Consider the following 14145-nt stretch of genomic DNA (forward strand, 5'->3'; position numbering starts at 1 on the left):
AAGATACCGCTGCAACGATGGAGCCGGCTGTCTCAGGAGGCGCGCGTCAAGGCCGCGCCTCCAAAATGAAGCGGGCGGCCCGCTCCCCGATCATCATGGTCGGTGCGTTGGTATTTCCGGAGACGAGCCGCGGCATGATTGAGGCGTCGGCAATCCGGAGGCCCTCGACCCCGCGCACCAGAAGCTGTTCGGAGACGACCGCCATCGGGTCGCCGGAGGCACCCATCTTCGCCGTTCCCGAGGGATGGAACACAGTCTTCGAGATCGCGCGCACATAGTCGGCGAGCGCATCGACGTCGTTCTCCACGCCGGGCTTCGGCAGAGCGCGCCGCTTGATCAGACGCGCCAGCGATGGCGCCTCGGAAATACGAATGGCAAGCTGGACGCCTCGCACGAGGGTGTCGACATCCGCCCGCTCTGCCAGCGAATTGGCAACGAACAGCGCCGGGTCGGCCGGATTCGGCGATCTCAGGCGAACGGTTCCGCAGGACTGCGGGCGCAGCACGCAGGGGCCGATCGAGATGCCGTGTCCGGGCTCTGACGGCCGGTCTGCAAAGCCGTTGAACGTCGGCAAGACGTGAAACTGGATGTCCGGCTCGCCGGTCCCGGCGGTATCGGCAAAGCCGCCGGACTCCACGACCGTCGATGTCAGCAGGCCGGTCTTGGTGAGAAGATACTGCATCATGTGCGATGCGGCGCGAACGCCCTTGTCTTCGCCGAAGATCGAGATCGGATCCTTCGTCTCGCACTGAACGGTCGCCTCCAGATGATCCTGGTAATTCTCGCCGACCCCGGGCAGATCGGAGACGATCTCGATGCCATGTTCGCGCAGATGCGCCGCAGGTCCGATCCCCGACAGCTGCAGGATCTTCGGCGTCGCCAGCGCGCCGGCAGTCAGGATCACTTCGCGCCGCGCCTTGATGGTCGAACCGTCCTCGAGCAGCACGCCGCTCGCGCGCTTGCCTTCGAACACCACTTTGTGGACCCGCGTCGCGGTCCTGATGGTCAGGTTGGCGCGGCGCTCTGCCTCGCGCAGGAAGGCTTCGGCGGCGCTGCGGCGGCGTCCGCGGCTCGTGGTCGTCTGGTAGAAGCCGACCCCCTCCTGCCGCGCGCCGTTGAAATCCTCGTTGTAGGGGATGCCCGCCTCCTGCGCGGCGCGGATAAACGCCCAGGATAGCGGATGGCCGTAGGCACGATCGGAGACATTGAGCTTGCCGCTCGTGCCATGATACGCGCCGGACAGCCGCTGGTTGGCTTCAAGATCGCGGAAGACCGGAAGCACCTCATCGTAGCTCCAGCCGCGGCATCCCATTTGCGACCAGGTGTCGTAGTCCCGCCGCGATCCCCGAATGTAGACCATCGCGTTGACCGAACTACCGCCGCCGATGACGTGCCCCTGGGGCACGATCGACGGGCGCCCGTTCAGGCCCTTCTCAGGCTCGGACGCATAGATCCAGGCATCCCGTCCCTTCTCGAGCACCTTGAAGAAGGTTGCGGGGATATGGATGAACCGGTCGGTGTCGCGCTGTCCGCTCTCGACCAGCAAGACGCGATTGCGCGGATCCTCAGACAAACGGGACGCCAGCACGCAGCCAGCGGAGCCGCCGCCGGCGACGATATAGTCGTACTCCTGCATATCACTCCCTACGACGCGGCCGCTTCCGACCTGTTCCCCAGTTAGACAAACACGGTCTGGACCGTGGTGAACTCCTTCAACCCATCGACCCCGAATTCCACGCCGAAACCTGACTGCTTCACGCCGCCGAACGGCGCGTTCGGCTGAATGGCGCCGTGCTTGTTGATCCAGACCGATCCCGATTCGATGCGTTGCGCGACCGCCTTCGCGCGCGCGAGGTCGGTCCCCCAGACCGAGCCGCCGAGCCCCATCGCGCTTGCATTGGCCTTGGCAATCGCATCCGCGACGTCGGAATAACGGATGATCGGCAGAGCCGGGCCGAACTGCTCCTCGTCCACCAGCCTGCAGCCGTGATCGACATCGGCAACCAGCGTCACAGGATAGAAGTAACCGGGGCCGTCCGATGGATCGCCGCCGACCAGCACGCGGCCGCCCTTCTTTCGCGCCTCTTCGACGAAAGCCGAGACGATCTCGAACTGCCGGCGGTTCTGCACCGGGCCAAGTGTCGAGGTCTCGGAGAGACCGTCGCCGACGACGATCTGTTTCGCATAGGCCGCGAGCTCGCGGCACAGCTCGTCATAGAGGCTGTCATGGACATAGAGCCGCTTCAGCGCCGCACAGGTTTGCCCACCGTTGATGAATGCGCCCCAGAACAGCCCCTCGACGATCTTCTTCGGGTCGGCATCCGGCAGCACGATCCCGGCGTCGTTGCCGCCGAGCTCGAGCGTCAGGCGCTTCAGGCTGCCCGCCGCATTCTGCATGATCTTTCGGCCGGTCGCCGTCGATCCCGTGAACGTCACCTTGCCGATTCCGGGATGCGCCGACATCAGGCTGCCGATCTCGTTGTCGCCGGTGACGACATTCACCACGCCCGCCGGCAGTTTCTCATTGATCAGCTCGACCAGACGGATCGTGCTCAGCGGCGTCAATGGCGACGGCTTGATGATCACGGTGTTGCCGGCGCGGATCGCGGGGATGATATGCCAGCACGCGATCATGACCGGCCAATTCCACGGCGTGATCGAGCCGACGACCCCGATCGGCTTGCGATGCAACTCGACGCGTCCTTCCGCACCGTCCTGCAGGACCTCCACCGGCAGCGACAGACCGCTGGTATAGCGTGTCCAGGCCACGGCGCCACCGATCTCGAAGCGCGACCCGAGCCCGTTCAGCGGCTTGCCCTGCTCGAGCGTCAGGAGCCGCGCGAGCTCCTCGGCATGCTGCTCGATCGTATCGGCGATCGCGCGACAGGCATCCGCACGCTCGCTATCGGGCCGGTCCTTCCAGATTTCAAACGCCCTGGAGGCGGCCGCAACCGCGGCGTCGAGATCGGACGCCGTCGCGAGCGGCATTCCGCCGACGACGGCGCCGGTCGACGGGTTGAGGACGTCCTGGAAACGATCTGTTTCGATCCGGCGCCCGTCGATAAGCAAGCTCCAGCGCTGCATGCAATCTTCTCCTCACGACAACGACTGGCTTCAGCAAAAGCCATCGCACGGCCAATGTCTTGGAGAGGAGCGCGGTTTCGCTTGGACGGGAGCGCAGCAGGTTATCGGCGCGTGACGTCGGTCGGCGAGCAATCGAAGGCCCGCTTGAAGCAGCGATTGAAATAGGAAATATCGTTGAAGCCGGACGAATAGGCGATCTCGGCGATGGTGCCGCCGTCAGAGCCGCGCTGCCGTTCCAGCAGGCGATCCTTGGCCAGCCGCAGCCGGCGATCGCGGATGAAGCTGGTGACGGTGGTTCCGACCGCGCTGAAATCCTCCTGCAAGGTGCGCATCGAGACGCCGAGACGATTGGCGAGCCACTGCGCAGTCAGCCACTCCGCCGTGAGATGGCGGTCCACCAGGGCGCGCGCGAATTCGAGCCGGCCGGACGCCCGCTCCTTCGGACATAGCGGGGTGTCCGGCGAATCCGCGGCGAATGCCTGCCGGGTCGCCTGCAGCAGCAATTGCCGCAATTCGCCGGAGCGCTTGTGGCTCGACGGCAGCTGCAACATCTTGGCAACCAGCGCACGCAGCATGGTCGACATCGGATCCTCGGCGCCGAGCCGCCGTGACACCTCGAAGTCGTTCGGCTTCTCCGACAGCAGCAATTGCCGCGGCAGATGCACCGACAAATGATTGCTGAACTGGCCGTTGAAGAAGAAGTTCGACGGCAGCGAGGAATCGACCAGGATGCAGTCGCCGGGCGAGATGATGCTCTGATGGCCTTGCTGCTCGACCCCGCATACCCCCTGGAGCTGAACCAGCAGGAAGAAGTGCTCGCCATAGTCCTGGCGGATGTCGCGCTCTGCGCGGCGAACCACGTCGACGTCGGTTGCGACCTGGACGATCTCCATGCCCGCGGCATCGCGTAGCACTACGCCGCCATTGACGAAGCCGCGCTCCTCCTGGCCGAACGGATTGAACCGTCCGCACACGGACCGGAGCTTGTCCCTCCATTCCTCCAAAGGCGGCTGGCCCCAGACTTCGGGAGTCCAGCTGCTAAACTCCTGGAGCTGCATGCGCTCCTCCCTGGGAAACGCCGTCGGGCGGCGCTTTTGATAACATGTTAAGCACCTCCGTTGCCGTGTCAACGCCTTTCCGGCAGGGAGAGTGGGCACGGCGCCGCGACCAGCGGTCGCGCAGCGACGGCTTGCTCATGCGAGATAGGCGCTGTGCAGGATGGCGGGATTGTCGATCAATTGCCGCGGCTCGCCAGAAAAGCAGATCCTGCCGCGTTCCATGACATAGACCGCATCGGCGATCTTGAGGGCGATGTGCGTGAACTGCTCGATCAGCAGCACGCCGACGCCCCGCGCGGCCAGCTCCTGCAACACCGGCACCAGGCGGGCAACGACGACGGGGGCGAGACCGAACGACAACTCGTCGGCGAGCAGATAGCGTGGCTTTGCGATGATCGCCTGCGCCAGCGCCACCATCTGCTGCTGTCCCCCCGACAGATTGCCTGACCTGGCCTGAAGACGTTCGCGCAATTCGGGAAAGGTGCCGAGTGCAACATCGATCGCCGATCTCATCTCGGCGCGCGGCAGATGGCTGCCGGCGACCTTGAGATTGTCCTCGACGCTCAGCTCGTTCAGGACCTGGTGTCCTTCCGGGACGGCGGCCAGCCCGCTGGCGCGAATGGCCTCCGGCCGCAAGCCCCTGATCGAGCGGCCATCGAGGGTGATCTCGCCGGAGGTCGCCGGAAGCGCGCCGGCGATCGCCAGCACGAGACTGCTCTTGCCGGCACCGTTGGCGCCCAGCAGCGCGGTGATCCGTCCGGGCGCGAGCGACAGATCGACGCCGTGCAGGACGGTCTTGCCGCTGCGGGCGAGATCGAGGCCCTGCACTACGAGGCCTATGCTCACGTCGCGTCCTCCAGAACACCGAGATAGGCCGCACGGACCTTCGGCTCGGCCAGCACGCTTGCCGTCGCCCCATAGGCGATCGCCGAGCCGAAATCGAGCACCAACGTTGCCGTGCAGGTCGCCGAGATCAGGTCGACATCGTGATCGACCAAAAGCACCTGCGCCCCGCAATGGCCGTGAAGCCGCCTGATGACATCGCGCAGATGCTCGCTCTCATGCTGCGCGAGACCCGCGCCCGGCTCGTCCATCATGATCAGCCGTGGACGGCCGACCATGGCGCGAGCAATCTCCAGCATCCGGCGCTGATAGGCGTTGAGGTCGCGGCCGAGCACGTTGCCCTTGGCGGCAAGGCCGACGAACTCCAGCGCTTGCGCAATCAGTGCAGCGCGCGGCTGCCCATCGGTCGGCACATTGTCGAGAATGGCATTGATGTTGTCGGCCGCAGTCAGGTTCTCGACCACCTGCTCATTCTGGAACGTACGGCGAATCCCGAATGCGGCCCGCTTGTGGATCGCGATGTCGCTCAAATCCTGTCCGTCGATGCCGACCCGCCCCGTGGTGGGGCGTACAAATCCGGACAGGACATTGATCAGCGTCGTCTTGCCGGCGCCATTCGGCCCGACCAGGCCGGTGACCGGCTCAGGCAGGCGCGCCGTCAGCGCGCTCAAGCCACGCACGCCGCCGAACTGCACCGTCAGGTCGTCGATCTCGATCATGGACCGGCCTTCCGTTCGCCACCCACGGCCCGGCGCAGCCGCCCGGCCAGGTCAGACAGTTGGCCGGCGATGCCGTGCGGCGCCGTGATCAAGGCGTGCAGCAGTCCAATGCCGAACACCATGGTCGCGATATTGCCGTCGACGCGGAAATCGTTGAGCAGCGCCGGAAAGGCACGCAACATCAATCCGGCGATGATCGGGCCGAACCAGGAATAGGCGCCGCCGACGATCGTCAGGGCGAACAGCATGATCGATTGGCTCGCCGGAAACGCACTGCCGTCGAGCTGCCCGACACCCCCGGCAAGCACCGCTCCCGCGACGCCGGCGAGGAAACCGGCGAGCGCAAAGGCCCACACCTTGTATGCCACGATGTCGACGCCTCCGGCGAGCGCACAGACCTCGCTGCGGCGGATCATGGCCCAGGCGCGGCCCGGCCGCCCGCGGACATGCGCCAGCACCAGCAGATAGCACAGCACGGTGACGACGATCGCGTAGCGCAGATAGGCTCCATCGCCCTGCGCAATGAGCGGGCGCGCCATCATCAGCCGCGCGCCGGTGCTCTTGCCGAGGATGCCGGGTCCGCCGTCCGGGAAGCCGAACGCGCTGATCAGCACCTGGATCGCACCTGCCATCATCAGGGTGATGATCGCAAGATAGAGCCCGCGCATGCGCAGCGCCGGCAGCCCGACGATCAACCCGACCAGCGCCGCCGAGACGCCCGCGGAGAGCAGCGCGATCTCGAACGGCACTCCAAGGCCATGGGAGATGCGCAGCGCGAACCAGCCGCCGACGCCAAGCAGGCCGAACTGCGCCAGCGACACCATGCCGACCTGGGCGAACAGCACGCTGACGCTGAGGCTCGCGATCGTCAGCGCCGCGGCGGAGATAAACGTGCGCAGCCAATAATTGCTCAGCGCGTCCGGCAGGACATACAGGGCGATCAGCGCGGCCACGCCGAGGGCGATCCCGCGAAGCGGCAATCTGGCGGCGCGAATGGGCGGCACTCCCTCCAGGCTTTGGTCGGTCACGTCAGCTCACCTGTACACGAAGACGACCTTGCGCTGCATCCACAGCAGCGCGCCGACCGCGAATAGAAACGGCACCGCGGTGCGGAACGGGCCGACGATCGGCACCGGCGTCAGCAACGCTTCGCAGACGCCGATCGCAAGGCCGCCCGCAACGGTTGCCGGCAGCGATGCGAAACGCCCGACCACCGCTGCGGCAATCGCCGGAATGACGGCGAATGTCAGCGCCTGGCCGCTCAGCCGCTGCAGATCGGCGAGCAGCACGCCGCTGACGCCGGCCAGCGCGCCCGAGATCACCCAGGCCCAGCCGTCGACGCGGAACACGCGAACGCCAAGCATCGCGCTGAGCTCGCGGCTGCTGGCCAGTGCCCGCATCTGAAGGCCGACGCGGCTATAGGACAGAAATGCCATCACCGCGCAGGTGACCAGCAAGCCGAGAGCGAATGCGACCGCGCGCGTCATCGTGACACGAACGCCCATCAGGTCGAAGCTCATCGTGTCGGTCGGCAGCCGAAGCCGGCGCGGCGCCTCGCCCCAGACATATCCCATGAACCCCAACAAAATGAGTGCGAAGCTGAGCGTCGCAACGGCGCGCATGATCGGATCCGAATAAGCGAGCCGGGGTGCGATCACGCGGCCGTAGAGGAATGACACCGCGACCGCGGCGGCGATCCCGCCAATCCACGACCATTCGGCCGGACCGCCGCGCTCGACGATCGACCAGGAGATAAAGGCCGCCAGGGCGCCGACCGCGCCCTGGGCAAAGTTGACCACGCCGGATGCCCGGTAGAGCACCACGATGCCGACACCGGAGAGTACGTAGGTGGCGGCCGTCGCGAGGCCCGCAACAAGAAAGGGCGTGAAATCGGGCATTGGCTATTTCGCGATGCCGATCGTCTTCTCGAAGGCGTGCACGTCGTCGAGCTCGGGATCTTCCGATTCGATGCAGACCGGTTTCGGCACCAGCTTGCCGTCCTTGACCTGCGACACCGGGCCGGCGTGGTTGGCATTGTGACGGGGTCCGGAGCCGATGTACCAGGGCGAGCAGAACATGTCGCTTTCGAACCGGTTGACGTTGCGCAGCGCAGCCGTCACCGAGGCGCGGTCGATCTTGGCGGGATCCATCTTCAGCAGGGTTTCCGCCGTGACGCGTGCGGCGAGGTAGCCGGCCTGCGAGAAGGTGTCCCTCGGATCGGAGGCCTGGCCATACTTGTCCAGCACCGCGAGCCAGTTCTGCGTATCCGGCGTGCCGGCAGTGGCGGCGTTCAGCTCCATGTCGACCGTAACCTTGCCGTCCCAGTACTTGCCGATCGCGTGCGGGAAGTCCGGATTGTAGAGCGAGGCCGGACCTGCGAAATGCACCTTGTCGGCCAGCCCCTGCTCTTCCGCTGCAGCGAAAATCGGAACCGCCAGCCCCTTGGGCGTGCCGACGCTGATCACGTCGGGCCTGAACGCCATCGCTTCGAGCACGATCGAGGTCGCGTCGAGCGAGCCGGGATCGAACGCGATGATCTTGCCGTCGCCGCCCTGCTTCCTGATCCAGGCGACCGCGCCGGTGCAGGACCACTCGCCGACATTGGGAATGTTCGGCGCGATGCAGACCACACGCTTGATCTTGCCGGGATAGGTCCGCGCGACATCCATCACGGCCTTGGTGTTGCTGACGCGCGGGCCGGCATTGGTCGGCGCATAGTTCTTCTGGAAGAAGCAATCACGCGGCACGCCGACGCCGGCGATCACCATGATGTCTTCCTTCTCGTAGATCCCCTGGTTGGCGCCGCAATCCACGAAGCTCATGTTGCCGACCAGCGCGACCGCCTTCTGATCGCGGATCAGCTTCGCCGCCACCTGCGACGACTGCTCCGGGTTCCAGGCGTCGTCCTCGAGCAGATATTTGACCGGGCGGCCGTTCACGCCGCCGTTCGCATTCAGGCATTTGAAATAGGCCGCCGCGGCGAGCCCCGACGAGCTGAAATTGTCCGGCCCGGTGATGCTGACGATGCCGCCGACCACGATCGGCTCGCCGGTCGCCGCCTTGCCGGTGTTGGCACCGCACTTTGGATCAGCCGCGTAGGCGGCGCTGCCGATGCAGACCGCGAGCATTGCGATGACGGCAGCCAGAATCGTCTGTCTCGATATCATGCGTTTCCCCTCCATACCCCAGACGTCGCGTGGGTTTTCGTTGTTCCGCCGCGCTTCCCCTTGCGCGTCGTGCAATGCAATAGCGGCGCGTTGTTCGGCCGAATTAATCTTGATACTAGGCAGGCGCGATCCGGCGCGTCTTGGACTCGGACGCAATCGGCCTAGGACACAAACGAGCAATGTATGTGTCCGAAGCCCGCGTGCGCCGAGTGACCGATGCCCCCAGCCCCGGCGCACGCGGTCGCCCCGCTACCTCATCGCGTCAGCGACGAGCCTCGTGTCGGTGAACTGCTCGAAGCGCACCACCCGCCCCTCGTCCACATCCCAGACGTGCACGACACGCGCGCGCATTGCCTTGCCGGTCGGCTTGTGGTGCCCTGAATAAGTTCCGATCCCGACGATGGTCGTGCCGCCGTCGATCAATCTCTCGAGCGTGAACGTGTAGCCGGTCCACTCCTCTCCAATGCGCTTGAACACGCCTGCGATGATGGCGTCCGCGCCGACATAGGTTCCTGCATAGGGAAAACCCGCCATCTCGGTCCACCTGGTCTCGGCGGTGATCGGCGCCATCATGGCAGCGAGATCACCGCGATCCGATCCGGCGTAATGCGCCTTGATCGCGTCGAAGTTCCGGCCCACGTCATTGCTCCTTCGCTTACACCGGCTCCTTGCCGGGGTCGTAGCTGGTTCTGGACTTGATGGAGATGAAGGCGCCGGCCGGCTTGTTCTCGACCCGGCCCTCGCTCGTCACGCCGAGGAATTTCCCGGTCGAGCGCATGGCATCCCAGTTGTAGAAGAAGATCGACGCGACCGGGATGATGAACTCGCGGAATCCGAAGACGTACTGGTTGTGATCGAACTTGTAGGTCGTCGTCAGGTCGACGTCGCCATGGCCGCGCTGGACGCCGACCAGATTCTGCCAGGCATAGCGCTGCGAGCTGAGATAGACGTGCTCGTAAAGATGCTGCGGGCTGTAGTCGTAATGGGCCGTCATTCCGACCAGATCTCGCGACGGCGCCGGCTCGAAACCGGTGGGCGCAATCGCGGGATCGCCGACGACACCCGGCGTGTAGGCCTGCGCAACCCGCGGTTCTCCCGGAGCTTCGCCCGCGGCGCGGACGCGCTCGCGGACCGACAGCACCCGGCGGGTCCTGGTGTTGACGATGAAGGCTTCATCCTCGGTCGGACGCGCGGCAAAGGTGAGGTTGATGAAGACCACGTCCGGCGCCACGTTGATCGCTTCGTACCAGTCGGCGCCGGTCGCATCGCCGTCGCGCCATTGAAGCCGATCAGCCGAGGCAAAGGCCAAGTCAATGGCGCGGCCGTCCTTCAGCGTGATCTTCAGGCTCCGGCCGGCGAGCGCGTCCGTGGTCGGCAGCCGGTTGGTTGCAATGCCCGCGGCGAAGTCATCGAAATTCTTCCAGTCAGCGGGTCTGTCATTGCCCTGCATCTTTTGTCTCCCGCTCACTCGACGAATGCCAATGTCGGCAGGTCGACCACGGCCGCCCCGCCATCGACGGTCAGGATCGAACCATTCATCGCCGACGCCTCATCCGATGCGAGGAAGCAGATGACGTTTGCGACCTCCTCCGATGTCGCCGGGCGGCCGAGCGGCACGTCCTTGGTCACCAGCCGATAAGCTTCGTCGATCGAATGGAGCCCGTGCTTCTCGACGATGACTTGCATCTGCTCGTCGGCCATCGCGGTCGCGACCCAGCCGGGACATACGATGTTGGTCCGCACACCCTTGCGGCCGTAATCGCGCGCCAGCGATTTGCCAAAGCCGATGCAGGCATGCTTCATCGTCACATAGCCTGCCGCATCGGGGCCCGCGAACAGACCGGCAATTGAAGCGACGACCACAACGGCGCCCTTTTGCGCGATCAGATCGGGAAGGCTTTCGCGAGCGCAGACAAAGGCGGTGTCAAGATTGAGCCGGGTCGCCAGCGACCACGTCTCGTCGGTCATTGAGATCGTCGGACCGACGCCGTGACCTCCAGCATTGGCGATCAGGATGTCTACCTTGCCAAACTTACCGTGGATCTCCTTCAAGGCTGCCCGCACCGCGACGCTGTCGGCCGCGTCAGCCTGCACCACGAAGCAACCGGTCTCGTCAGCCAGCGCCTGCAGCGGCTCCCGCCGCCGGCCCATGACGGCAACGCTGGCGCCTTCCGACGCAAGGCGCCGTGCAACGGCCGCCCCTATTCCGGTGCCACCACCTGTGACCAGGGCCGTTCGTCCGCTGAATCTCATGTGTTCGCTTCGCCCCCGATGCCGCCCGCGTTTTCGTCGAGCCGGACGACAAACGGCTACCCGACGACGTTTTGTTGCCATCAGATAGACCCACCGGACCGAGCCCGTCTTGGACTCAAGCGCAGCCGCGCTAGGACGCGGGCGCGTGTGGCGGTTCCACTCGCAAGCCGCCGGCTTCTCATTTGTTTTAAGTATAAAGTATATTGCTGACCAAAGGACCGCCGAGGCGCGCGTTGGAAACCCGCCGGCATCGCCCTTCGGCGCGCCAAGCTCCGCAAATTCCGCCGCATCGGCAAGCGGGCTCACGGCGCGTTGAACCAGCCTTGAATTTACTTTTGGCACGAACTATCTTGCAGTCGACATCGAGGTTGCCGCCCTCAGCGGGGCCGGATGCCGCAGGAGATTTGATTTGGCAGTCGCGAAGGAGTCCCCACCTGTTTCGCCCAAGAGCGGGGTCGATCAGGAGGCCGAGTACCGGGCTCAGACACGGCTTTGGCTTCGGCTGCTTGCCTGCACAACCCTGATCGAGGGCGAGCTGAGGCGCCGGTTCCGCGAGGAATTCGATTTCACGATGCCGCGCTTCGACGTCCTGGCCCAGCTCGACCGCGAGCCGAGTGGACTGGTGCTCGGAGAGCTGCCGAAGCGCCTGATGGTCTCCGCCGGAAACCTTACACCCATCGTCGATCGTCTGGTCGAGGACGGCTACATCACCCGCACACCCTCTAACCTCGATCGGCGCGTGCAGATCGTTTGCATGACCGTCGAGGGCCGCAAGGCCTTCAGGCGCATGGCCAAGAGCCATGGCTCATGGCTGGCCGAGTTGCTTGCCGGATTCCCGGCTGACCGGCTCGATGGATTGACCAGCGAGCTCGACGAGCTCAAGGGCGTCGTCAGGGACGCGATGCAAAAGCCGTAGCTCACGCCGGCATCAGGGCGCCCTGCTCAATCCTCTTGCCGATGTTCCGCTGCGCATCGCGCTCCGATGCAATCTCGCCGCCCAATCAAGGCAGCAACTTGTACTTCCCGTCCTCGATCTGAACCAGAATCCGCGCGCGGGCATCGACGCCATGCCGATCCGCCGGCGTGTAGGAGTAGACGCCCTGCGTCCCAGCCAGCTCCTTGGTGGTGAACAGCGCCTCGCGCAGCGCTACGCGAAATTCGGGCGAGCCCGGCTTGGCGCCGGTCGCCAGCGCGCGCTTGGCCGCATCGACGAACACCAGCCAGCCGTCGAAGGAGTAGGATGAGAACGAGTCGGTCGGCGCCTCGCCATTGGCCTTCTCGAAGGCCGCGCGAAATGCCAAGGCAACCTTCTGGATCGGATTGCTGGCTGGAAGCTGCTCGGCCGCGGTCACCGGCCCGGTCGGGCAGATGATTCCGTTGGCGGCCTTGCCGGCCAGCCGCAGGAAATCGGCACTGATGAGTCCGTGGTTGCCGTAGAGCGGTCCCTTGTAGCCACGCTCCGACAAGGCGATCACCGGCAGCGCCCCAGGCGTTCCCGTGCCGCCGAGCATGATGGCGTCGGGACGCGCCGCCAATGCACGCAGCACCTGGGCGGTCACCGTCGAATCCGATCTCGCGTATCGCTCGTTGGCGATCACCTTGATGTCGGCCGCCTTGGCGCTTTGCGACAGCGAGTCGTACATGAGGTCGCCGAAGGCATCCGAGAAGCCGATGAACGCGACGGTCTTCAACCCGCGCGCCTTCATGTGGTCGACGATGCCCTGAACCAGAAGCGGCGTCGGCTGCGGCGTCTGCACGACCCAGGGCCCGCCATCGCCGGGCGGCACCGGCGCGATCGGCGAGACAGCGATCATCGGCGTTTTCATCTCGATTGCGGCAGTCGCCATTGCCAGCGTCTGCGGCGCGCCCGACGTGCCGATGAGGATGTCGACCTTCTCCTGCTCGACGAGCTTGCGCGCATTGCGCGCCGAGGCCGTCGGATCGGAAGCGTCGTCAAGTTGGATGACGCGCAGCTTCTCACCGCCGACTTCGCCGATATAGGCTTCGCCGGCTGCCAGTCCCTTTGCGTTCGGAATCCCGATCGACGACACCGGCCCGCTGAGACCGGTGACAAATCCGACCAGGATCTCCGCCTGCCCGACCTGCGGAACGGCAACAAGCAGCGCGGCGGAGGCCAGCAACGTCTTCATCGAGATCATGGCACCTGTCCTTCTTGATTGGCGTTTCTTCTATCGGGCAAGCGCCATCCGCTCGCTTCAGCTCGCCGCAACCAACGCGATCACGCGCAGCGGGCTGCCGGAACCGTTCTGGATCTTCAACGGCGAAGCCACTATGACCGCCCCGGTGGCCGGAAGCTGATCGAGGTTGCGAAGGCACTGAAGGCCATAGCGGCCGGCGCCGTGCAGGAAGTGATGCGCCGGATAAGGCGGCTCGAAATGGCCGGCCTGCCCCGCGTCGGTGCCGATGGTCTCGGTGCCGAAGCCGATGATGCCGCGCTGCTCCACCAGCCATTTCATGACAGCCGCGTTCGGGCCCGGCGTGTGCGCGCCGTCATCCCTGAGGTTGGCGTAGTCGCGCCAGCCCTTCTTCGACCAGTCGGTCCGCAGCAGAACCCAGTTCCGCTCGGGAATCCGTCCGTGCTTCGCCTCCCAGGCCTCGACGATCGGAACGGTCAGCAGGAAATCCGGATCCTGCGCTGCGCCGGCCGAGCAGTCGATCACGCACGCCGGAGCGATCATGTCCTTGGCAGGCATCGTGTCGACGGAATTGTTCGGCAGATCCTTGCCGGTGAACCAGTGAATCGGCGCATCGAAATGCGTGCCGGTGTGCTCGCCGAAGGTCACGTTGTTCCAGTACCAGGCCGGGCCGCGGCCGTCGTAGCGCGAAATCTCCTGGATCCGGACCGGAGCTGCCTGGCCGAACTCCGGCGGCAGCACGATGACCGGAAAATCCGGATTGAGCGTGAAGGTCAGATCGACGACGCGCACCGCGCCGGACGAGACCGCACCTGCGAACTCCAGGAGATTGTTGCTTTGCATCGTCACGTCCTCCCGCTTGGTT

At 65.3% G+C, this 14145-nt stretch carries 14 protein-coding genes; 1 reads left to right on the plus strand and 13 read right to left on the minus strand.

What is annotated here, in order from left to right:
- Window positions 1-46: 46 nt before the first annotated feature.
- From CO675_RS14480 to CO675_RS14530, 11 genes are all read right to left on the minus strand, one after another.
- Window positions 47-1636 carry a GMC family oxidoreductase gene (locus CO675_RS14480; RefSeq protein WP_097672570.1) on the minus strand — a complete coding sequence of 530 codons (1590 nt, stop codon included), beginning with the start codon at window positions 1634-1636 and terminating at the stop codon, window positions 47-49.
- A 41-nt stretch (window positions 1637-1677) separates the two neighbouring features.
- Window positions 1678-3084 carry an aldehyde dehydrogenase family protein gene (locus CO675_RS14485; RefSeq protein ID WP_097672571.1) on the minus strand — a complete coding sequence of 469 codons (1407 nt, stop codon included), beginning with the start codon at window positions 3082-3084 and terminating at the stop codon, window positions 1678-1680.
- A 101-nt stretch (window positions 3085-3185) separates the two neighbouring features.
- Window positions 3186-4142 carry a helix-turn-helix domain-containing protein gene (locus tag CO675_RS14490; RefSeq protein ID WP_097672572.1) on the minus strand — a complete coding sequence of 319 codons (957 nt, stop codon included), beginning with the start codon at window positions 4140-4142 and terminating at the stop codon, window positions 3186-3188.
- Between the two features lie 135 nt (window positions 4143-4277).
- A complete protein-coding gene (locus CO675_RS14495) occupies window positions 4278-4988 on the minus strand; it encodes an ABC transporter ATP-binding protein (protein WP_198964601.1) in 711 nt (236 codons plus the stop codon).
- Window positions 4985-5704 (minus strand): ABC transporter ATP-binding protein, encoded by a 720-nt coding sequence (locus CO675_RS14500; RefSeq protein WP_097672573.1) that lies wholly within the window; start codon window positions 5702-5704, stop codon window positions 4985-4987. Before CO675_RS14500 ends, CO675_RS14495 begins: the two co-directional genes overlap by 4 nt.
- Complete coding sequence (locus CO675_RS14505) at window positions 5701-6732, minus strand: branched-chain amino acid ABC transporter permease (RefSeq protein ID WP_097672574.1); 1032 nt, start codon at window positions 6730-6732, stop codon at window positions 5701-5703. The genes CO675_RS14500 and CO675_RS14505 overlap by 4 nt, the downstream gene beginning before the upstream one ends.
- A gap of 6 nt (window positions 6733-6738) precedes the next feature.
- Window positions 6739-7602, minus strand: a complete 864-nt coding sequence (locus CO675_RS14510; RefSeq protein ID WP_097672575.1) for a branched-chain amino acid ABC transporter permease — start codon at window positions 7600-7602, stop codon at window positions 6739-6741.
- A 3-nt stretch (window positions 7603-7605) separates the two neighbouring features.
- The gene (locus CO675_RS14515) at window positions 7606-8871 is read right to left on the minus strand and encodes an ABC transporter substrate-binding protein (protein WP_097672679.1); all 1266 of its coding nucleotides are present in this window, start codon (window positions 8869-8871) and stop codon (window positions 7606-7608) included.
- A gap of 249 nt (window positions 8872-9120) precedes the next feature.
- Window positions 9121-9510 (minus strand): nuclear transport factor 2 family protein, encoded by a 390-nt coding sequence (locus tag CO675_RS14520; protein WP_097672576.1) that lies wholly within the window; start codon window positions 9508-9510, stop codon window positions 9121-9123.
- A 16-nt stretch (window positions 9511-9526) separates the two neighbouring features.
- Window positions 9527-10321 carry a MoaF C-terminal domain-containing protein gene (locus tag CO675_RS14525; protein ID WP_097672577.1) on the minus strand — a complete coding sequence of 265 codons (795 nt, stop codon included), beginning with the start codon at window positions 10319-10321 and terminating at the stop codon, window positions 9527-9529.
- Window positions 10322-10335: 14 nt separating this feature from the next.
- Window positions 10336-11124, minus strand: coding sequence for an SDR family NAD(P)-dependent oxidoreductase (locus tag CO675_RS14530; RefSeq protein WP_097672578.1), 789 nt, complete (start codon window positions 11122-11124; stop codon window positions 10336-10338).
- 409 nt (window positions 11125-11533) lie between these two features.
- On the opposite strand from CO675_RS14530, the gene CO675_RS14535 reads away from it, so the two are divergent.
- On the plus strand, window positions 11534-12040 hold the full coding sequence (locus CO675_RS14535) for a MarR family winged helix-turn-helix transcriptional regulator (protein ID WP_097672579.1): 507 nt from the start codon (window positions 11534-11536) through the stop codon (window positions 12038-12040).
- Window positions 12041-12125: 85 nt separating this feature from the next.
- On the opposite strand, the gene CO675_RS14540 is transcribed toward CO675_RS14535, so the two are convergent.
- Window positions 12126-13283, minus strand: a complete 1158-nt coding sequence (locus tag CO675_RS14540) for an ABC transporter substrate-binding protein (RefSeq protein ID WP_097672580.1) — start codon at window positions 13281-13283, stop codon at window positions 12126-12128.
- Window positions 13284-13340: 57 nt separating this feature from the next.
- On the minus strand, window positions 13341-14123 hold the full coding sequence (locus CO675_RS14545) for a cyclase family protein (protein ID WP_097672581.1): 783 nt from the start codon (window positions 14121-14123) through the stop codon (window positions 13341-13343).
- Window positions 14124-14145: the final 22 nt, after the last annotated feature.

The organism is Bradyrhizobium sp. C9 (genome assembly GCF_002532045.1).
Taxonomy (GTDB): domain Bacteria; phylum Pseudomonadota; class Alphaproteobacteria; order Rhizobiales; family Xanthobacteraceae; genus Bradyrhizobium.